Origin of the sequence: Desulfovibrio sp. X2, assembly GCF_000422205.1 — a bacterium.
In the GTDB taxonomy this organism is placed as follows: domain Bacteria; phylum Desulfobacterota; class Desulfovibrionia; order Desulfovibrionales; family Desulfovibrionaceae; genus Alkalidesulfovibrio.
Genome location: NZ_ATHV01000013.1, coordinates 46,156 through 63,659 on the forward strand (window position 1 = coordinate 46,156; position 17,504 = coordinate 63,659).

Consider the following 17,504-nt stretch of genomic DNA (forward strand, 5'->3'; position numbering starts at 1 on the left):
CTACTCGAGCCCGAGGCGGCGGAGCTTGCGCCACAGGGAGACGCGGTCGATGCCGAGGATGCGCGCGGCCTTGCTCTTGTTGCCGTCGGCGTGGCGCATGACCCGGGAGATGTGGCGGCGCTCGTTCTCCTCGAGGCTCACGGGCTCGCCCTCGTCCTCGGCGGGCGGCGGCGGGGCCTCCTGCGCGCGGGTCACGCGGAAGGCCGGGTGCGCCAGGTCCGGCGGCAGGTGGCGCGGCTCCACCACGTCGCCCTCGGCCATGACCGTGGCCCGCTCCACGATGTTCTGCAGCTCGCGCACGTTGCCGGGGTAGGCGTAGGCCGAGAGCAGGTCCAGCACCTCGGGCGAGAGCACGGGCGCGGCGCGCCCGAGCCTGCGCGAGATGCGGGCCAGGAAATAGTGGGCCAGGAGCGGGATGTCGCCGCGCCGCTCGGAGAGCAGCGGCACCGAGAGGGTGATGACGTTCAGCCGGAAGAAGAGGTCGGCGCGGAAGCGGCCCGCCTCCACCTCGTCCTTCAGGTCCTTGTTGGTGGCCGCGATGACGCGCACGTCCACCTCCACGTCCTGCGTGCCGCCCACGCGGCGGATGGTCCGCTCCTGCAGCGCGCGCAGGAGCTTCACCTGCATGGCCAGGCTCATCTCGCCCACCTCGTCGAGGAAGAGCGTGCCGCCCTGCGCGGCCTCGAAGAGCCCCTTCTTCATCCTGTTCGCGCCGGAAAACGCGCCCTGCTCGTGGCCGAAGAGCTCGTTCTCCAGGAGCTCGTCGTTGAAGGCGCCGCAGTTGATGGCCAGGAAGCGCTTGCCCGCGCGGCGGCTGACCATGTGCAGGCTTCTCGCGACCAGCTCCTTGCCCGTGCCGGTCTCGCCCTGGATGAGCACCGTGGACTCGGTGGGCGCCACGCGGTCGATGGTGCGGCGAAGCGCCTCCATGGGCGGCGCGGCGCCGATGAGTGTCACGGGGTCGCCCAGGGATTCCACGCTCTCGCGCAGGGCCTGGACCTCCAGGCGCAGGCTGCGCTTCTCCAGGGCCTTGCGCGCCAGCATCCTGGCCTCGTCGATGCGGTAGGGCTTGACCATGTAGTCGTAGGCCCCGCGCCGCATGGCCTCCACGGCCGTCTCCACCGTGGGGTAGCCGGTGACCACGATGACCTCGGTGTCCGGCCAGAGCTCCTTGGCGCGCCTGAGCACGTCCAGCCCGTCCGCGCCCTGCATGACCAGGTCGGTGATCACCAGGTCGTACTCGGTGCCCTCGAGCATGGACAGGGCCTGGGCGCCGTCGGAGGCGGCCTCGGCGCGCAGCCCCTGGCGCTCCAGCACGTGGACCAGGTTCTTGCGGGCGATGGCCTCGTCCTCGACCACGAGGACGATGGGGCTCTGCTGCGGCTCGATCGCCTGGGCGTCGCCTGTGTTCGTCGGACTCATGCGGCCTCCACGCCGGTGTCGTGGTTTTCCGGTCTGGGCAGGGGCAGGCGGATGATGAACGAGGCCCCCCGGCCTTCCTCGCTCTCCACGGAGATGGACCCGCCGTGCTTCTTGACGATGCCGAAGACCACGGACAGGCCGAGGCCGGTGCCCTTGCCCACCTCCTTCAGGGTGAAGAAGGGGTCGAAGATGCGGCCCAGGTTCTCGCGCGCGATGCCCACGCCGGTGTCGCTCACCCTGAGCACGGCCTGCCCGTTCTCCGCCTGGGCGGAGACGGTGATGGTGCCCGGCGCCGCACCGTTCTGTCCGGCGCTCGAGCCGCCGCTCTGTCCGGCGCCCTGGGCCGACTCTATGGCCTGGCCCGCGTTGATGAGCAGGTTCAGGAGCGCCTCCTGCATGCGCTGGCTGTCCAGCGGCACCACGAGGTCGTCCGGCACGTCGCGCACCACCGAGACCCCGGCCGGGAGCTGGCTCTGCACGAGCAGCGTGGCCCGCTCCACGAGGCCCGCCAGGCGCACGGGGCGGAGCGTGAACTGCGTCTCGCGCGAGAATTCGAGCAGTCCCTTGACGATGTTCCGCGAGCGGATGACCTCCTGGTAGATGTTGTCGAGCATCTGCCGGGAGAACTCGGGATCGCAGGTGTCCGCCTCCTCGCGCAGGATCTGGCAGGAGGTGGAGATGTTGTTCAGGGGGTTGTTCAGCTGGTGCGCGATGCCCGAGGTGAGCACGCCGAGCGAGGCCAGCTTCTTTTCCTGCAGCAGCTGGTTCTGGCGGCGTTCCAGTTCGCCCACCATGCGGTTCATGGCCTCGGCCACGCCGCGCGTCTCGTCGCGGCTCTCGGGCACGGCCAGGGGGGTGAAGTCGCCCTCGGCGATGCGCCGCGTGGAGAGGTCGATGAGCGTCAGGGCGCGGATGATGCGCCGCCCGATGGTCCAGGCCAGGATGATGCTCACCCCGCCCAGCCCCAGGATGGTCAGGAGGAGCTGCTGCTTTAGGCGCAGCACGCCGGTGAAGATGCGCTGGCGCTGCAGCGAGGCGATGTGCTGCGCCGCGTCCACGAGCTCCTTGCCCTTCTCGCGCAGCTCGTTCCTGAGCCTCTCGCGGGCCGCGATGGGACGGTGTTCCAGGGCGAGCTTGCCGAAGACCTCGCGGTACTCGAGGATCATGCCGCGCAGCCTGAGGACCAGGGCGTCCTCGTCCGGACGGCCCGTGCCCTGGCCGCCCGCGGGCTCTATGCGCCCCACCTGCTCGAGCACCTGGTCGGCGTACTGCAGGCTCTCGCGATAGTCCTCCTCCATGGCGTAGAGCAGGTAGTTCTTCTCGTAGCGCCTGATCTCGAGGATGTCGTTGAACATGTCGTCCACGACCTCGGCCAAGTGCAGGGCGTGCTCCTGGCCCAGGAGCTGGCGGTAGGAGATGGCTCCGAGCAGGCTGAAGCCGATGAGGGCCACGGCCATGCCGAGCAGCACCTTCTGGCGGATGTTCAGGGCGAAGACCTTCAGCGGCAGGGGGGAGAAGGAGGGCATGGCCTATCTCCCTTCGTGCGGCACGCCCGCGGCGTCCGGGGCCGCCGCCGAGGCGGCCGCTCCGGCTTTCGTGAGCGCCTCGGACAGGGCCGCGTCCACGTCGCGCGCCAGCACCACGCGCGGCAGCTCCTCGGGCGGCTCGGTCAGGGCGGCCACGTCGGCCGCGTTGGCCTCGGGCAGGACGACCGTAAAGATGCCCGCGCGCGCGGCGGCCAGGAGCTTCTCGCGGATGCCGCCCACGGGCAGCAGGCGGCCGGAGAGGGATATCTCGCCCGAGAGCGCGGTGTCCGAGCGCACGGCCCGTCCGGTGAGCAGGGAGACCAGGGCCACGCAGATGGTCAGCCCGGCCGAGGGGCCGTCCTTGGTCACGCCGCCCGCGGGGATGTGGATGTGGATGTCGTGTCCGGCGAAGAACTCCTCGTCGAGCCCGAGACGCGCGGCATTGCTGCGGATGTGGGAGAGCGCGATCTGCCCGGACTCCTTCAGCACCTCGCCGAGCGAGCCGGTCATGAGCAGGCGGCCTGAGCCGCGCATGCGCGTGGCCTCGACCACCACCACCTCGCCGCCCGTGGACGACCAGACCAGCCCCGCGGCAAGCCCCGGCGCTGGATCGTTGAGCGCCGCGCCGTGGGTGTAGCGCCTGGGGCCGAGAAGCCCGGCCACCTCGCCTGGCCCGATCTCCTCGCAGCAGGCGCCCCCCTGCTGCAGGCAGCGCCGGGCGAGCTTGCGGCAGAGCCGGGCGATCTCGCGCTCGAGCCCGCGCACGCCCGCCTCGCTCGTGTAGTCGCGGATGATCGCGGACAGGGTCGCGTCCGGGAAGCTGGGGCAGGGCTTGGTCAGGCCGTGCTCGCGCAGCTGGCGCGGCACCAGGAAGCGCCGCGCGATGTCGCGCTTCTCGGCCTCGGAGTAGCCGGAGAAGGGCACCAGCTCCATGCGGTCGAGCACCGGCCCCTCCAGCCGGTCCACGGAGTTGGCCGTGGCGATGAAGAGCACGGACGAGAGGTCGAAGGGGATCTCCAGGTAGCGGTCCACGAAGCGGGCGTTCTGCTCGGGGTCGAGGATCTCGAGCAGGGCCGCGGCCGGGTCGCCCTTGGCGTCCTGGGCGATCTTGTCCACCTCGTCGAGCATGAACACGGGGTTCCTGACGGACAGCGAGCGCAGGGCCTGGATGATGCGGCCGGGCATGGCCCCGGCGTAGGTGCGGCGATGCCCCCTGAGCTCGGCCTCGTCGTGCAGGTCGGCCAGGGACATGCGCGTGAAGGAGCGGCCGAGCGCCTCGGCCACGGCCATGCCCACGGAGGTCTTGCCCACGCCCGGAGGACCCACGAAGCACAGGACGGGCGAGCGCACGGCCGGGGCCGGGCCGCGCTCGCCGAGCAGGCGGCGCACCGTGGTGCGCAGCTCGTCGATCTCGATGGGCTTGGAAAGATAGTGCACGGCCCCGGCCTTCATGGCCGAGACGGCCGTTTCCACGGTGGCGAAGCCCGTGACCATGACCACGCGCGTGGTCGGGGAGATCCTGCGCGCCTCCTCCAGGAGCTGCAACCCGTCCATCTGCTCCATCTTGAGGTCGGTGACGATGAGGTCCACCTCCCAGCGCCTGACCTTGTCCAGGGCCTCCAGGCCGTTGGCCGCGGTCTCCACGCGGTACCCCTCGCGCGTGAGCACGTGGCGCAGGTTCTCGCGTGCGATGGTCTCGTCGTCCACGACCAGGACCAGCGGCACGGCGTGCGCGCGCATGGTCCGCGAGGCCAGGTGCTCGAGGACGCGCTCCTTGACCTGGCCGAGCCCGGCGTGGCTCGTCTCGAGGACGCGCTCGGCGCGGGCCGGGTCCGGCGTCTCGGGCGAGAGCGCGTTCCAGGGCAGGGAGAGGATGCAGTCGAGATAGGCGGAGGCGATGCTGTACTCGGCCAGGGAGGGGTCGGTGCGGGAGAGCCGCTCGAGCTCCTTCTCGGCTGTGCGCCGCGCCTCGGCGGGCAGGTCGGCCGCGGCGAGCCGCGCGCGCAGCTCCTCCGCGTGCTCGTCGCGCGGGGCCTCGTCCTCGGGCTTCTTGAAGAAGATCATCGGGTCCCGACCTCCTCGGTCATCGGCGTCTTCGCCGGACCGTGACATACGGCAACGGCTGTTGCAGATGCGAACACCCCGGTTGGATCGGCTAAATCCAGCAATTCCGGCTTCTTCAGGCCTCTTGTATCCTGCGTCGTTTCAATGTGCAACATGTTCATTTGCGCTCCCGGATCGTGTGTTGCAGAAAAAATCGTTTCATTTCAGCATGATACAAATGCATCGGGTTTGGCACGCCGCTTGTTATGGTGATGTCGATTGCAACAACCAAACCGGGGTGAGCCATATGGGTACCATCCGAGAGAACCTGGAAACCGTTTTCGTCGCCGTCAGCTTCGCGGAGAGCAACGAGCCGCAGGAGGCCGTCCTGCAGATGCAGCGCCTTGAGGGCCGCAAGCAGGATTCGGCCAAGAAGCGCAAGGCCGCCGCCAAGCGGCCCCAGTCCAGGGCGGAGTAGGCGAATGGCCAGGCGCAAGCCCGACCGGAACGCGGACAGCTGCGCCGACGGCCGCAGGCAGGACACCGGGAGTTGGTTCTCCCGGCTGTCCGGCCGGGGCGGTGTCAGCGTGTCGCGGCGCTCCGCCCTGCGCGAATGGCTCGACGACTGCTCCGAGGCCCTGGCCCTGGCCGAGGCCGGAGAGCCGGAGCTCGCCGGGGAGGTCATGCGCCGCGAGGGCGCGCGCAAGATCGTGGTCCTCGGCACCGGCTCGGGTTTCGCCAGGCCGCTCGGAGAATATGCCCTCGGCCTTGCCGAGAGGTTGTCGTGCGATCTCGTCTTTCTGAGCGTCGGTCCCGCCGACGCCTCGGCCAGGCGGCGCGGGGCCTTTACGGCCTCCGCCCGCGAGGCCGCAACGGCCTGGATCAAGGCCGCGGCCGGGCGCGGACTCCGCGCGGACCACGAGGTCCGCTTCGGGGAGACCGCCGCGTCCGTGGAGGCGGTCTGCGCCGCGCTCAGAAGGGTGGAATTCGTCCTCGGCTCGGCCGCGGACGGGGAAGGTCTTGGGGGTCGCCTGACGCGGCCCCTGTTCGTCGTCCGGTGAGGCCGGGCGAAGGCGGATGAATCAGGAACAGTTCGGCCCGAGCCGGGCCGTCCAACAAGGAGGAGAGCATATGGACAGCGCTAAGAGAAAGAAGCCGGTCGGCAAGACCATCGCTTACGGTGTGGCTTCGCTGGCCCTGTACGCCGGTGTGTTCAGCTTCGCCACCCCCATCACCGAGGCTTTCGCCCGCGGCTCGCTCTGGGCCGCCGGTCCGATCCTCACGGTCTTCGTCTTTTCCTACGTGCACGGCAGCTTCGCCCACAACCTGTGGTGCTGTCTCGGCATCGAGGCGAAGCAGACGCGCGTCGCCGCGCGCACCGAGCGTCCCGCGACCCGGCCGCAGCCCCGCGCCACCCTCAACGCCTAAACCCGCCGAGCGGAAAGGGACAGACCATGGAACAGTTATTCCTCGACCCAACGAAGTTCATCGAACTGACGACCCAGGCCGTGCTCTTCCTGTTCGCCGTGGGCTTCATCGGCGGCCTGGTCAGCGGCTTCATCGGCTCGGGCGGCGCCTTCGTCCTGACCCCCGGCATGATGAGCCTCGGCGTGCCGGGCACCGTGGCCGTGGCCAGCAACATGTGCCACAAGTTCCCCAAGGCCCTGGTCGGCGCGCTCAAGCGCTTCAAGTACGGCCAGGTGGACCTGAAGCTCGGCTTGGTCATGGCCGTCTCCGCAGGCATCGGCGTGCAGGTCGGCATCAAGATCCAGCAGATCATCCTCGAGACCTGGGGCCGGGCCGGATCCGACCTCTACGTCAGCCTGTCCTTCGTGGCCGTGCTCGTGGTCGTGGGCGGCTTCGTCATGTACGACGCCCTGTCCAGTTCCGGCAAGGAGGGCCAGGAGAGCGGCAACACCCTGGCCAAGCGTCTGGCCAAGTGGAACATCCCGCCCATGATCACCTTCAAGACGGCCAAGGTGCGCATCTCGCTGTGGCTGACCGTGCCGGTCGGCTTCGCCACCGGCATGCTCGCCGCGACCATCGCGGTCGGCGGCTTCATCGGCGTGCCCGGCATGATCTACGTCGTGGGCGCCTCGGGCATCGTGGCCTCGGCCACCGAGCTCGTCATCGCCTTCGTCATGGGCATGTTCGGCTCGATCAACTGGGCCATGCACGGCATGATCGACATCCGCCTCGTGCTCATCATCCTCTCCGGCTCCCTGCTCGGCGTGCAGCTCGGCGCCATCGGCACCACCTACGTGCGCGAGCACATGATCAAGCTGGTCATGGGCACCATCATGCTCATCGTCGCCGTGAGCCGCGGCCTGGCCGTGCCCAAGTACCTGGTCAAGCTCGAGCTCTTCTCCGTGTCCCAGTCCACCCTGGACATCATGGACACGGTCAGCTTCGTGTTCATGTGCGTGGCCCTGCTCGTGGGCTCGGTGATCATCCTGGGCGCCATGTGGAAGGCCAAGCGGGCGGAATCCGCCGCCGCGGCCGCCTAAGCGCCCGGACAACGACCCGGACGCCCTCCGAAACGCAAGGCGCCGACCGCACAAACGCGGTCGGCGCCTTTTTCATTACCTCTTTTCCGGGGGCTCAGAGGGCTTCGCGGATGGCCCGGGCGAGCTGGGACTCGGACACGGGCTTGAGCAGGAAGGACTTGATGCCCATGCGCCAGGCCTCCTCCTCGCTCAGCTTCTCGGAGAAGCCGGTGATCAGGATGACCGGCATTCCCGGGCGCACGGCCATCACGGCGCGTGCGAACTCCGCGCCGGTCATGCCGGGCATGGTCTGGTCCGTGATCACCAGGTCGAAGGAGTCGGGCGCGGTCTTGAACAGCTCCAGGGCCTCGGCGGCGGAGGTCATGGAGGTCACGGCGTAGCCGAGGTGGGCCAGCATCTCGCCCGCCATCTGGGCCAGCAGGTTCTCGTCGTCCACGAAGAGGATGCGCTCGCAGCCGCGGGGAATGTCCGAGTCGTCGGGACTGCCGCACTCCTCCTCGGCGCGCAGGCGCGGAAGGCGCACCAGGAAGGTGGAGCCGTGCCCGGGCTGGCTCTCGACGCGGATGGTCCCGCCGTGGGCCTCGACGATGCCGTGGACCACGGAGAGCCCCATGCCCGTGCCCTCGCCCTGCGCCTTGGTGGTGAAGAAGGGGTCGAAGATGCGCTCCATGGTCGCCTGGTCCATGCCCACGCCCGTGTCGCTGACCAGCAGCTCGATGCAGCCGTCCTGCGCCTCCTCGCCGCAGGCCGGGGGGGACCCGTCCGGGCCGTCGCGCAGCACGATCTCCATGTAGCCGCCGCGTTCGCGCATGGCGTGCACGGAGTTGGTGCACAGGTTCAGGAGCACCTGGTGGATCTGGATGGGGTCGCCGAGGATCGTGTCGCGGTCGGTCTCGATCTTCAGCTCCACCTCCACGTTGGCCGGGAGGGTGGGGGTCAGCATCTTGGTGATCTCCTTGCAGAGCAGGGAGACCCGCATCTTCGTGCGGCCCTGGTCGGTCTGGCGCGAGAAGGTCAGGATCTGGCGCACGAGCTCCGAGGCGCGCAGCCCGGCGGACTTGATCTGCTCCAGGTAGTCCCTGAGCTTTCCGTCCTCGGCGCGGCGGAGCGAGAGGTCCGTGAAGCCGAGGATGGCGTAGATCATGTTGTTGAAATCGTGCGCGATGCCCCCCGCGAGGGTGCCCAGGGCCTGCATCTTCTGCGTCTGGCGCATGCGCTTCTCCAGGCGCAGCCGCTCCATCTCGGCCTCGAGCAGGTCGGTCACGTCCACGGCCACGCCGAGCACCAGGTCGCGCTCCACGAGCGGCACTTTTGTCTTGGTGTACCAGCGTTTCTTTCCCGTGGAATCGGTGATGGTCTTCTGCGGGATGTAGAGGATGGTGCCCCGGTCGAGCACGTCCGCGTCCTCGCGCCTGAAGCGCTCGATCTCCTCGCCGTCGGGGTTGAAGTCCGCACCCACGCGGCCGATCATCTCGTCCGGGCTCTGGCCGTAGAGGGTGGCCATGGCCTTGTTGACCAGCACGTAGCTGCCCCGGCGGTCCTTGACGAAGATGGGGTTGGGCAGGGAGTCGATGATCAGTCGCAGGAAGGCGCGCTGCTCCTGGGCCTGGTCCTCGGCCTGCTTGCGCTTGGTCACGTCGCGGCCCACGGCCTGGTACTCGACCAGCTCCCCGGTCTGTCCGAAGATGGCCCGGTGCGTCCAGCGCTGCCAGCGGATGGAGCCGTCCTCCATGCGGATGCGGTGCTCGAACTCCACCACCGGCCACTCCTTGCTGAGGCCGGAAATGAGCGGAAGGACCGTGCCCAGGTCCTCGGCCGGGATGTCCGGGATGAAGTTGCGGTCCATGAGGTCGGCGCGGCTCTTGCCGTAGTAGCGGACGTAGGCCTCGTTGACGTAGGACAGGCGCCCGTCCGGCAGGTAGCGGCAGATGAGCTCGCTCTGGTCCTCGAGGATGGCGCGGTAGCGCGACTCGCTGTGCGAGAGCTCCTCCTGGGTCAGCACACGCTCGGCGATCTCCTCGAGGAGCTGCTCGTTGGCGCGGCGAAGCTCCCGGGTCCGCTCCTGCACGCGCGCCTCGAGCTCCTCGCGGACCTCGCGCAGGGCCTGGACCATGCGGTGGCTCTCGCTCACGTCGCGCAGGGACACGAGCAGCGCGTCCTCCTCCAGCCAGCGGATGGGCCAGGCGCGCACCTCGGCCACCACCAGCCCGCCGAGCGGCGTCAGGACCTCGATCTCCTGGTCCTGCCCGGAAACCGGCAGCGCGAAGGGCCACTGCCCGGTCCGGGCCAGCTCCTGGCCGAGGAGCCGTTCGGCCGCAGGATTGGAGAGCAGGACCCGTCCGGCGGCGTCGACCACGGCCAGGGCCTCGGGAGAGGAGGCGAAGGCCTCGGACAGGCTTTTGCCGAGCTTCTCGGCCTCGAGCCGGGCCGCGCGATCCTTCTCCGCCGCCTCCCTGAGGGCGCGGCATTCCTCGCGCAGCGCCGCGCATTCGTCGCGCAGGCGCTCGTGCTCGGAATTCCCGTCGGCCTGTTCCTGCTTCATGTCCCGCACTTCCCCTTACGAAACAGCTTACCGCAAATCGGAGAACGATGCCAGTCGGAGCGCTGATTGCGGGCAATCCCCGCGGTTCCCGGCGCGGTCTTGCGGCAGGGGGGCTCCCCCGGCTTCGCCGGGATGATTTTTTCGCGCTCCGGGCGGTCTTGCGAAGTTGCGGGCAGCCCCGGCCGGAAACGGCAAAAGGCCAGAGGACTATTGAAAAAAAACGCTTTCGGGCTATAATCATCCACTACCGAGGGGAAGCGCACTTCAAGAAGGAGAAGAGGCAGATGGAACGTATTCTTGCAGCGCCCTGGTTCAGGAACCTGTCCATGTTCATGGCGGCGCTCATGCTCGTCATCGGGTTCGTGCCCCGGGTGGACGCGGGCTTCGTGCCCACCGTGCAGTCCAACACCTTCCAGACCCGCGAGGCCGACATGGCCGCGGTGCAGAAGGCCCTGGAGAACAAGGTCGTGGCCCAGCGCCTGGCCGACTTCGGCTACAACCCGCAGGAGGTCCAGCAGCGGCTGAAGCTCGTCTCGAACGACGAGCTGCACAAGCTCGCCACGCAGATCCAGAGCCTGGACACCGCGGGCGACGGGCTCGGCATCGTCATCGCGGTCCTGGTCATCGTGGTCCTGGTGCTGCTCATCCTGCACCTGACCAACCGCACCGTGACCGTCAAGTAGCGGACGAACCATGCGTATCCCGAACCCCCGGCCGACCCTCGCGGTCGGCCGGGGGGGCATCCTCCTCGCGGTGTGCCTGCTGCTGTGCGCCTGCGCGACCCACTCCCTGCCGCCCGACTTCACGCCGCCCGGAGGCAGCAGGATCGTGGCCGACGCGCCCTTCTATGCCCAGGAGGACTACCAGTGCGGCCCCGCGGCCCTGGCCACGGCCATGGCCACGGCGGGCGACCCGGTGACCCCGGACGAGATCGCCAAGGCCATCTTCAGGCCCGAGGCGCGCGGCACCCTGAACCTGGACATGGCGCTCTACCCGCGCACCCGCGGCCACGCCACGCGCTGGTTCTCCGGAACCGTGCACGACCTCGTCTCGGCCGTGGACCAGGGACGGGTGCTGGTGGTCATGGTCAACTACGGCCTGCGAGAGGTCTCTTTCGACCATTTCCTGGCCGTGACCGGCTATGCGCCGGGCGGCGTGATCGTCAACGACGGCAGCCGCCGGAACCACCTCGTGCCCTGGGACGACTTCTGGGCCGACTGGAGCGACGCGGGCCGCTGGACCCTCGAAATCCTTCCCAAGGACGCAAAATGAACCTCCTTTCATCCGCCCGGACGCCCGGCGCGGCCCGCCGCCCGGGAGCGGGACCGCTCGCGGCCCTGCTGCTCGCCCTGGCCCTGGCCCTGTGCACGGCCTGCTCCGTGCCCCACATCATCGTGCACGAGGACGCCCTGAGCCCGGAGGAGCACTTGAAGCTCGGCCTGTCCTACGAGAAGGACGGCGAGCTCGACCTGGCCGAGAAGGAGTACCGCAAGGCCCTGCCGGACGCGCCGCAGGCCTACCTCTCCCTGGCCAACCTTTATTTCGGCGAGGAGAAGTGGCAGCTTGCCCGGGAGAACTACGAGAAGGCCATCGAGCGGCTGCCGGACGACCCCGAGCCGCGCAACAACCTGGCCTGGCTGATCTACACGCGCCAGGGCGACCTGGCCGAGGCCGAAGCGCTGGCCAAGAAGGCCGTGGAGCTCAGCCGCACGCCTGAGGAGCGCGCGCAGTTCGAGGACACCCTGAACCGCATCGAGGCGGCCCGGGCCCAATAAAAAGTGGAATCGGCCTGCCTGGCTGATGGACGGGCGCTTGGCGCCGAGTGGGCCTGTGACGGGCCGCGAACCGCGAAGAAAGGCGTTGAAAAAAGGTCCTGCCGTGCTACAGGTGCCAGAGGGTGGGGAAGATGACCATTCACAAGGAGGAGACGTGTATGGAAGGCATCCTTTCCCGTTCCTGGTTCAAGGACCTGGCGATGTTTCTGGCTTGTCTCATGCTGGTCGTGGGCTTCGTGCCCCGGGTCGAGGCGGGCTTCGTGCCCACGACCCGGTCCGACTCGCTGCAGAGCCGCGACGCCGATCTCGCCGCCGTGCAGAAGGTGCTCGAGAACAAAATCGTGGTGCAGCGGCTGGCCGACTTCGGCTACAACCCGCAGGAGATCCAGTCACGGCTCAAGCTGCTTTCTGACGCGGATCTGCACAAGGTGGCCACGCAGATCCAGGATGTCGAGACCGCAGGCGACTTCTGGGGAGTCGTCCTGGTCATCGCGATCATCGCGGCGCTCGTGGTGCTGATCTACGTCCTGAGCAACAGAACGGTCAGCGTCCAATAGCGGCGCGCCTCCCCCGGGAGGCTCACGACGAACGGAAAGGCCGTCGGGCGATCGCCCGGCGGCCTTTCCTGTGTCGTCCCGGCAAGGCGTCGATCGGACGGGGCTAGTCTTCCTCCACCATCACGGGGTCGAGGGAGACCAGGGCCTCCGCCGCCTCGTCGCGCTTGGTGAAGAGCTTGAAGTAGGCGAAGGTCACGGCCAGGATGGCGCCGTAGATGAGGGCCAGCTTCAGGTTGTAGACGGTCACCGCGACCAGGGCGACCACGGCGATGATCAGGCCCACGGCCGGAGACAGGGGGTAGAGCGGGGCCTTGAAGGGCCGGTGCATCTCCGGCGCGTTCCTGCGCAGGGCGAAGTAGGTCACCAGGGAGATGACGTAGAGCGTGAGGGCGCCGAAGCAGGACAGGGTGATGATGTCGCCGGTCTTGCCGGTGAGCAGGGCCACGATGCCCACGACCATGTTGGCGATGAGCGCGTTGGCCGGGGTCTTGAAGCGCTTGCTGACCTTGCCGAGCACGGGCGCCATGTAGCCCACGCGGCCCATCTCCAGCACGGCGCGGCCCGCGGCCAGGATGATGCCGTGGAACGAGGCCACGAGGCCGAAGAGGCCGACGAAGATGAGCAGGTGGTAGAGGAGGTGGTTGTCGCCCACGATGTGGCCGAGGGCCAGGGGCAGCGGCGAGTCGGACGGGGCCGCGCCCGGGGTGGGGTAGACCACGGCGTGCCAGCCCGCGACGCCCACGGAGCAGACGAAGGTGAAGACGGCCAGCGCGACCAGGGTGAGGATGGCCGAGCCGAAGCCGATGAGGATGTTCTTCTGCGGGTTCACGGTCTCCTCGGCCACGTTGGCCACGCCCTCGATGGCCAGGAAGAACCAGATGGCGAAGGGAATGGCCGCGAAGACGCCGCTCATGCCGTTGGGCAGGGCATCCATGGTGAGGTTGGCCCAGGTGACGTGGGGCGCGGTGACGCCGCAGAAGAGCAGCAGCTCGCCCACCGCGAGCACGGTGATGAACAGCTCGAACTGGGCGGCCGCCTTGACGCCGTAGATGTTGAGCGCCGTGAACAGGATGTAGGCCGCGACGGCGATCTCGACCTCGGGGATGTTGGGGAAGAAGAGGCTGAAATAGGCGCCGATGGCCGCGGCGATGGCGGGCGGGGCGAAGACGAACTCGATGACCTGGGCGATGCCCGCCAGGAAGCCGAGGTCCCGGCCCAGGCCCTTGGTGGCGTAGTCGAACGCGCCGCCTGCCTTGGGAATGGCGCAGGCGAGCTCGGTGTAGCAGAAGGTGAAGGTCAGGTACATGAGGATGATGAACAGGGTCGCGATGGCGAGGCCGAGCGTGCCTCCCTCGGCCAGACCCAGGTTCCATCCGAAGTACTCTCCCGAGATCACGTAGCCCACTCCCAGTCCCCAGAGCATCCAGGGGCCGAGCTTGCGCTGCAGGGTCGGCGCGGTGGTTTTGGCGTCCACTTGTTTCTCCTCCATGTTGAACGATGTGTGCCGCAACCACTGAAAAGCATAGAATATGCCTCTTTTGGAAAAAAGACCGAGCGTAAACTTTTGCGATAGCTAATAGTCAACGAATTTAGAGCATTGGAAAAGAATTTTGATTTTCTCGAAGGGCTCTCCGGGGATTGATTGCGGGCCAGACACGTGGCGGATGTAACCGAAATGCAAAAACAGCGGGTACAAAATACATAATTGTAAATTATTGATAAAGTATTGCGAGGACAGAAGAGCAATGAAGACTAGAATGTAAAAAATGACATGGACAGACGCCGTGCCGGGGCGTGGTGGCGCCGGGGAGAGGAAGGGAGGCAGGCAGGGAAGGGGGGCGAAGGATGCCGAGAATGCGGCCGGGGCTTTGGGCCTGCGGACCGGGGGGAGCGGCGGGAGACAAAAAAAGCAGGGGCCGCCCGTCTCCGGGCGGCCCCTGGCGCAAAAGCGCGAAAGCGCTATTTCTTCTTGCGGGCCATGGCTTCGGCGAGCTTCTCACCGAGCAGCCCCATGCCGCCGGAGTGGCCGCCGTTCTGGGACGGCGCGCGACCGGCCGAGGTGTGCTTCTTCCAGTCCCTGGGCTCCGCGGATTCCTCGCTCCTGCCTGCGCCCAGGGTGATCTTGCGCTCGGTGGGCTTGATCTCGTCCACGAAGACGCTGACCTCGTCGCCGGGCTTGGCCTTTTCGAGCTCCTCGCGGCGCTCCTTGGGGGCCTGGGCCAGCTTGGACTTGGGCAGCAGGCCGGTGACGCCCGGGAAGAGGGTCACGAACAGGCCGTACTTGCCGAAGGACTCCACGGTGCCCTTGACCTCGGCGCCCACGCTGAGGCCCTCGACCACCCCGCCCCAGGGATCGCCCTCGGCGTCCTTGATGGACAGGGAGATGCGGCGCTTGACCGGGTCGAGGTCCTTGATGGAGACGGTCACGGTCTGGCCGGGGGTGACGACCTCGTCGGCCTTCATGATGCGGCGGCCGTGGGCCATCTCGGAGAGGTGCACGAGGCCCTCGAGGCCCGGGGCGATCTCCACGAAGGCGCCGAAGTCGGCCAGGCGGATGACCTTGCCCTCGACCTTGTCGCCCGCGGCGAAGCGGTCTCCGGCGGTCTCCCAGGGATCCTGCTGGGCCTGCTTGACCGAGAGGCTGATCTTGACGCCGCCCTTCTTGCCCTTGCTCACGTCGAGAAGCTTGACGGGCAGGGTGTCGCCCACCTTCACGGCGTCGGCCGGGTTGTCCACGCGGCCCCAGGAAAGCTCGGAGATGTGGGCCAGGCCCTCGACGCCGGGAGCGACCTCGATGAAGGCGCCGAAATCGGCCAGCCGCTTCACCGTGCCCTCGACCACGTCGCCCGCCTTGACCTCTTCCTGGAACTTGTCCATGGCGGCGGCCTTCTCGCGGCCGAGCAGCTCGCGGCGGGAGACGACCAGGTTGCGGCCGCCCTGCTCGAGCTTGATGATCAGGAACTGCAGGGTCTGGCCGACGTACTCCTCGGCGTTCTCGACGAAGCGGTCGTCGATCTGGCTCATGGGGCAGAAGGCGCGCTTGCCCATGACCTGCACGTTGAAGCCGCCCTTGCACTGCGCCAGGACCTTGCCCTCCACGGGCAGCTCGTTGGCCTTGGCCTGCTCGAGCATCTCGAAGCCGCCCCGGCCGCTCATGGCCTTGGACAGCTTGAGCTCGCCGCCGGACGTGCCGACCACGTAGAGCTCGATCTCGTCGCCCACGGCCACGGTAAGCTCGCCCTTGTCGTCGAGCAGCTCTTCGCGCTCGATGACGCCGTCGCGCTTGGCGCCGGTCCCCACGAAGACGCTCGCGCCGTCGATGGCGATGACCGTACCCGTGATCTTGTCGCCCACACGGACGTTATCCTGCATCCCGGCCTCATAGGCCTCGAACATGGCGGCGAAGTTTTCGCCGTCCTTTTTTGCCTCGTCGGACATACTGCAAAACTCCAAAAGAAAACGTTCGCCAGCCCATAGCCGAGAACCGTGCTGGTTACAAGGGCCATGAGAGGCGTATGCGGGGCTTTCTAGCGCACGCTCAGATTCTCGGCAAGACCGCCGATCTGCTTGGCGAGCAGGGTGGCGTAGTGGTCGGTCATGCCCGCCACGTAGTCGAGCACGCGCATGTATCCTTCATAGAGGCCGCAGCCCTCGGGCGGCGCGTGCTCGCCGAGGATGACGAAGAGGCGCTTGCCGCGCTCGGAGAGGCGCCCGCGCCCCTCCTGCTCCCAGACCGCGGTGCAGAAGGAGGAGAGCAGCCCGCCGAGGGCCGTGAAGGAGCCGATCTCGAGCTCGATCTTGCGCTTGCTCTCGTAGATGCGCCGCCGCGCGAGCGCCTTGGCCGCGTCTATGCCCGCGCGCACGTCCTCGGGACAGAGGTCGAGCAGGGGGACGGATATCCCGCCCGCCAGGATGGCCTCGTTGTTCGCGGCGAAGGCCCCGGACGCGGCCTCCACGACCCGGCCGATGACCTTCGTGCGCAGATAGGAGAGACGCCTGCGCTCGTGCAGGTCCGGGGCGAGCGCATCCTCGGAGACCTTGCCCGCCAGCGGCAGAAGCACCGCCTCGATCTCGTCGTAGCGCAAGAGACCCATCTCGCGGGCGTCTTCCAGGTCGAGCAGGGAGTAGCAGATGTCGTCCGCGGCCTCGACCAGGAAGGCCAGGGGGTGGCGGTGGTAACCGCCGTCTTCCCGTGCGGCCAGGCCCAGGGCGTCGGCCACTGCGTCCAGCTGTCCGCGCTCGCTCTGGAAGCAGGAGAACTTGCGGCGCCTCGCGGCCTCGTCATGGTCCGAGGTCCAGGGATACTTGAGCAGCGCGCCGAGGGTCGGATAGGTCAGGCGCATGCCCCCGGCGTTCAGCGAGAGCTCGACGCGCGTGACGATGCGGAATCCCTGGGCGTTGCCCTCGAAGGTGGTCAGGTCGGAGCGCTGCGCAGGTTCGAGTCCATCCATGAGGTGGGCGGGAGCCTCTGCGAAGAAGGCGCGCACCGCCTCCTCGCCCGCGTGGCCGAAGGGCGGGTTGCCGATGTCGTGGGCCAGGCAGGCGGCCTGCACGATCTCGCCCAGGGCCGAGGGCGGCGTGCCCTCGGGGAGTCCTCCCCCCAGGGCCTCGGCCACGGAGAGGCCGAGCGAGCGGCCCACGCTCGCCGTCTCCAGGCTGTGCGTGAGCCGGGTGTGGACGTGGTCGTTGCTGGCCATGGGGTGCACCTGGGTCTTGCGGCCCAGGCGGCGGAAGGCCCCGGAAAAGACGATGCGGTCGTAGTCGCGGTGGAACTCGCTGCGGCCCTCGTGTCCCGGGGTCGTCGGCTTGCTCTCGAAGCGGCGCGGCGTGAGCAGTGTTTTCCAGTCCATCATAATATATGCGTGTCGTACCCGCGGTTTTGGTTCCCGGATGCCGGACCCGTTGTCCGCGCATCGAGGCTGCACCGTGGCGCGCGCCGGGGGCGAAGTCAAGGCCGCCCGAGGCTGCGTCCCGAAGCTGCCGCCCGAAGCTGCCGCGCGGCCGAGCGGCCCCGCGACCGAAGATTCCCGAAGCCGCGTCCGGCGAGAACCGGGGAATGGCCGCGCGGACACGCGGGCAAGGATCCCGGATCGGGACTTGCCTTTCTCGTTTTGAAAACATATGAGCATATG

Annotated in this window: 16 protein-coding genes; 8 read left to right on the top strand and 8 right to left on the bottom strand. The window is 68.2% G+C overall.

The window, feature by feature from the left end; all coding sequences use genetic code 11:
• From DSX2_RS04735 to DSX2_RS18515, 4 genes are read right to left on the bottom strand one after another with little or no spacing between them, the layout of a single operon-like run.
• Positions 1 to 1,422: a sigma-54 dependent transcriptional regulator gene (locus tag DSX2_RS04735; RefSeq protein ID WP_020880008.1), complete on the bottom strand. Its 1,422-nt coding sequence runs from the start codon at positions 1,420 to 1,422 to the stop codon at positions 1 to 3.
• A complete protein-coding gene (locus tag DSX2_RS04740; protein WP_020880009.1) occupies positions 1,419 to 2,948 on the bottom strand; it encodes a sensor histidine kinase in 1,530 nt (509 codons plus the stop codon). The genes DSX2_RS04735 and DSX2_RS04740 overlap by 4 nt, the downstream gene beginning before the upstream one ends.
• 3 nt (positions 2,949 to 2,951) lie before the next feature.
• Positions 2,952 to 5,012, bottom strand: coding sequence for a S16 family serine protease (locus tag DSX2_RS04745; RefSeq protein ID WP_020880010.1), 2,061 nt, complete (start codon positions 5,010 to 5,012; stop codon positions 2,952 to 2,954).
• Entirely contained in the window at positions 5,009 to 5,173 is a 165-nt protein-coding gene (locus DSX2_RS18515) for a hypothetical protein (protein ID WP_172640007.1), read from the bottom strand. The genes DSX2_RS04745 and DSX2_RS18515 overlap by 4 nt, the downstream gene beginning before the upstream one ends.
• Positions 5,174 to 5,298: 125 nt before the next feature.
• Here DSX2_RS18515 and DSX2_RS18520 point away from each other — a divergent pair, with 125 nt between their 5' ends.
• From DSX2_RS18520 to DSX2_RS04760, 4 genes are all read left to right on the top strand, one after another.
• A complete protein-coding gene (locus tag DSX2_RS18520; RefSeq protein WP_020880011.1) occupies positions 5,299 to 5,469 on the top strand; it encodes a hypothetical protein in 171 nt (56 codons plus the stop codon).
• A 4-nt stretch (positions 5,470 to 5,473) separates the two neighbouring features.
• A complete protein-coding gene (locus tag DSX2_RS04750) occupies positions 5,474 to 6,052 on the top strand; it encodes a hypothetical protein (protein ID WP_020880012.1) in 579 nt (192 codons plus the stop codon).
• Between the two features lie 70 nt (positions 6,053 to 6,122).
• Positions 6,123 to 6,419 carry a hypothetical protein gene (locus DSX2_RS04755; protein WP_020880013.1) on the top strand — a complete coding sequence of 99 codons (297 nt, stop codon included), beginning with the start codon at positions 6,123 to 6,125 and terminating at the stop codon, positions 6,417 to 6,419.
• A gap of 26 nt (positions 6,420 to 6,445) precedes the next feature.
• Positions 6,446 to 7,498 carry a sulfite exporter TauE/SafE family protein gene (locus tag DSX2_RS04760; RefSeq protein WP_020880014.1) on the top strand — a complete coding sequence of 351 codons (1,053 nt, stop codon included), beginning with the start codon at positions 6,446 to 6,448 and terminating at the stop codon, positions 7,496 to 7,498.
• Positions 7,499 to 7,592: 94 nt separating this feature from the next.
• Here DSX2_RS04760 and DSX2_RS17460 read toward each other — a convergent pair whose 3' ends face one another.
• Positions 7,593 to 10,040, bottom strand: a complete 2,448-nt coding sequence (locus DSX2_RS17460; protein ID WP_020880015.1) for a PAS domain-containing sensor histidine kinase — start codon at positions 10,038 to 10,040, stop codon at positions 7,593 to 7,595.
• Positions 10,041 to 10,324: 284 nt separating this feature from the next.
• Here DSX2_RS17460 and DSX2_RS04770 point away from each other — a divergent pair, with 284 nt between their 5' ends.
• The 4 genes from DSX2_RS04770 to DSX2_RS04785 all read left to right on the top strand — a co-directional run bounded on the left by DSX2_RS04770 (position 10,325) and on the right by DSX2_RS04785 (position 12,372).
• On the top strand, positions 10,325 to 10,723 hold the full coding sequence (locus tag DSX2_RS04770; protein ID WP_020880016.1) for a PA2779 family protein: 399 nt from the start codon (positions 10,325 to 10,327) through the stop codon (positions 10,721 to 10,723).
• Positions 10,724 to 10,733: 10 nt separating this feature from the next.
• Positions 10,734 to 11,312, top strand: coding sequence for a C39 family peptidase (locus DSX2_RS04775; protein WP_020880017.1), 579 nt, complete (start codon positions 10,734 to 10,736; stop codon positions 11,310 to 11,312).
• Positions 11,309 to 11,815, top strand: coding sequence for a tetratricopeptide repeat protein (locus tag DSX2_RS04780; protein WP_020880018.1), 507 nt, complete (start codon positions 11,309 to 11,311; stop codon positions 11,813 to 11,815). The genes DSX2_RS04775 and DSX2_RS04780 overlap by 4 nt, the downstream gene beginning before the upstream one ends.
• A gap of 158 nt (positions 11,816 to 11,973) precedes the next feature.
• Positions 11,974 to 12,372 carry a PA2779 family protein gene (locus DSX2_RS04785; RefSeq protein WP_035040712.1) on the top strand — a complete coding sequence of 133 codons (399 nt, stop codon included), beginning with the start codon at positions 11,974 to 11,976 and terminating at the stop codon, positions 12,370 to 12,372.
• A 103-nt stretch (positions 12,373 to 12,475) separates the two neighbouring features.
• On the opposite strand, the gene eat is transcribed toward DSX2_RS04785, so the two are convergent.
• From eat to DSX2_RS04800, 3 genes are all read right to left on the bottom strand, one after another.
• Positions 12,476 to 13,846, bottom strand: coding sequence for an ethanolamine permease (gene eat / locus DSX2_RS04790; RefSeq protein WP_020880020.1), 1,371 nt, complete (start codon positions 13,844 to 13,846; stop codon positions 12,476 to 12,478).
• 485 nt (positions 13,847 to 14,331) lie between these two features.
• Complete coding sequence (locus DSX2_RS04795) at positions 14,332 to 15,810, bottom strand: 30S ribosomal protein S1 (RefSeq protein ID WP_020880021.1); 1,479 nt, start codon at positions 15,808 to 15,810, stop codon at positions 14,332 to 14,334.
• A gap of 89 nt (positions 15,811 to 15,899) precedes the next feature.
• Positions 15,900 to 17,222, bottom strand: a complete 1,323-nt coding sequence (locus DSX2_RS04800) for a deoxyguanosinetriphosphate triphosphohydrolase (protein WP_020880022.1) — start codon at positions 17,220 to 17,222, stop codon at positions 15,900 to 15,902.
• Between the last annotated feature and the right edge of the window lie 282 nt (positions 17,223 to 17,504).

Coding starts and splice junctions, on each gene's coding strand:
- DSX2_RS04735 (WP_020880008.1), bottom strand. CDS start 1,422: ATGAGTCCGACGAACACAGGCGACGCCCAGGCGATCGAGCCGCAGCAG.
- DSX2_RS04740 (WP_020880009.1), bottom strand. CDS start 2,948: ATGCCCTCCTTCTCCCCCCTGCCGCTGAAGGTCTTCGCCCTGAACATC.
- DSX2_RS04745 (WP_020880010.1), bottom strand. CDS start 5,012: ATGATCTTCTTCAAGAAGCCCGAGGACGAGGCCCCGCGCGACGAGCAC.
- DSX2_RS18515 (WP_172640007.1), bottom strand. CDS start 5,173: ATGAACATGTTGCACATTGAAACGACGCAGGATACAAGAGGCCTGAAG.
- DSX2_RS18520 (WP_020880011.1), top strand. CDS start 5,299: ATGGGTACCATCCGAGAGAACCTGGAAACCGTTTTCGTCGCCGTCAGC.
- DSX2_RS04750 (WP_020880012.1), top strand. CDS start 5,474: ATGGCCAGGCGCAAGCCCGACCGGAACGCGGACAGCTGCGCCGACGGC.
- DSX2_RS04755 (WP_020880013.1), top strand. CDS start 6,123: ATGGACAGCGCTAAGAGAAAGAAGCCGGTCGGCAAGACCATCGCTTAC.
- DSX2_RS04760 (WP_020880014.1), top strand. CDS start 6,446: ATGGAACAGTTATTCCTCGACCCAACGAAGTTCATCGAACTGACGACC.
- DSX2_RS17460 (WP_020880015.1), bottom strand. CDS start 10,040: ATGAAGCAGGAACAGGCCGACGGGAATTCCGAGCACGAGCGCCTGCGC.
- DSX2_RS04770 (WP_020880016.1), top strand. CDS start 10,325: ATGGAACGTATTCTTGCAGCGCCCTGGTTCAGGAACCTGTCCATGTTC.
- DSX2_RS04775 (WP_020880017.1), top strand. CDS start 10,734: ATGCGTATCCCGAACCCCCGGCCGACCCTCGCGGTCGGCCGGGGGGGC.
- DSX2_RS04780 (WP_020880018.1), top strand. CDS start 11,309: ATGAACCTCCTTTCATCCGCCCGGACGCCCGGCGCGGCCCGCCGCCCG.
- DSX2_RS04785 (WP_035040712.1), top strand. CDS start 11,974: ATGGAAGGCATCCTTTCCCGTTCCTGGTTCAAGGACCTGGCGATGTTT.
- DSX2_RS04795 (WP_020880021.1), bottom strand. CDS start 15,810: ATGTCCGACGAGGCAAAAAAGGACGGCGAAAACTTCGCCGCCATGTTC.
- DSX2_RS04800 (WP_020880022.1), bottom strand. CDS start 17,222: ATGGACTGGAAAACACTGCTCACGCCGCGCCGCTTCGAGAGCAAGCCG.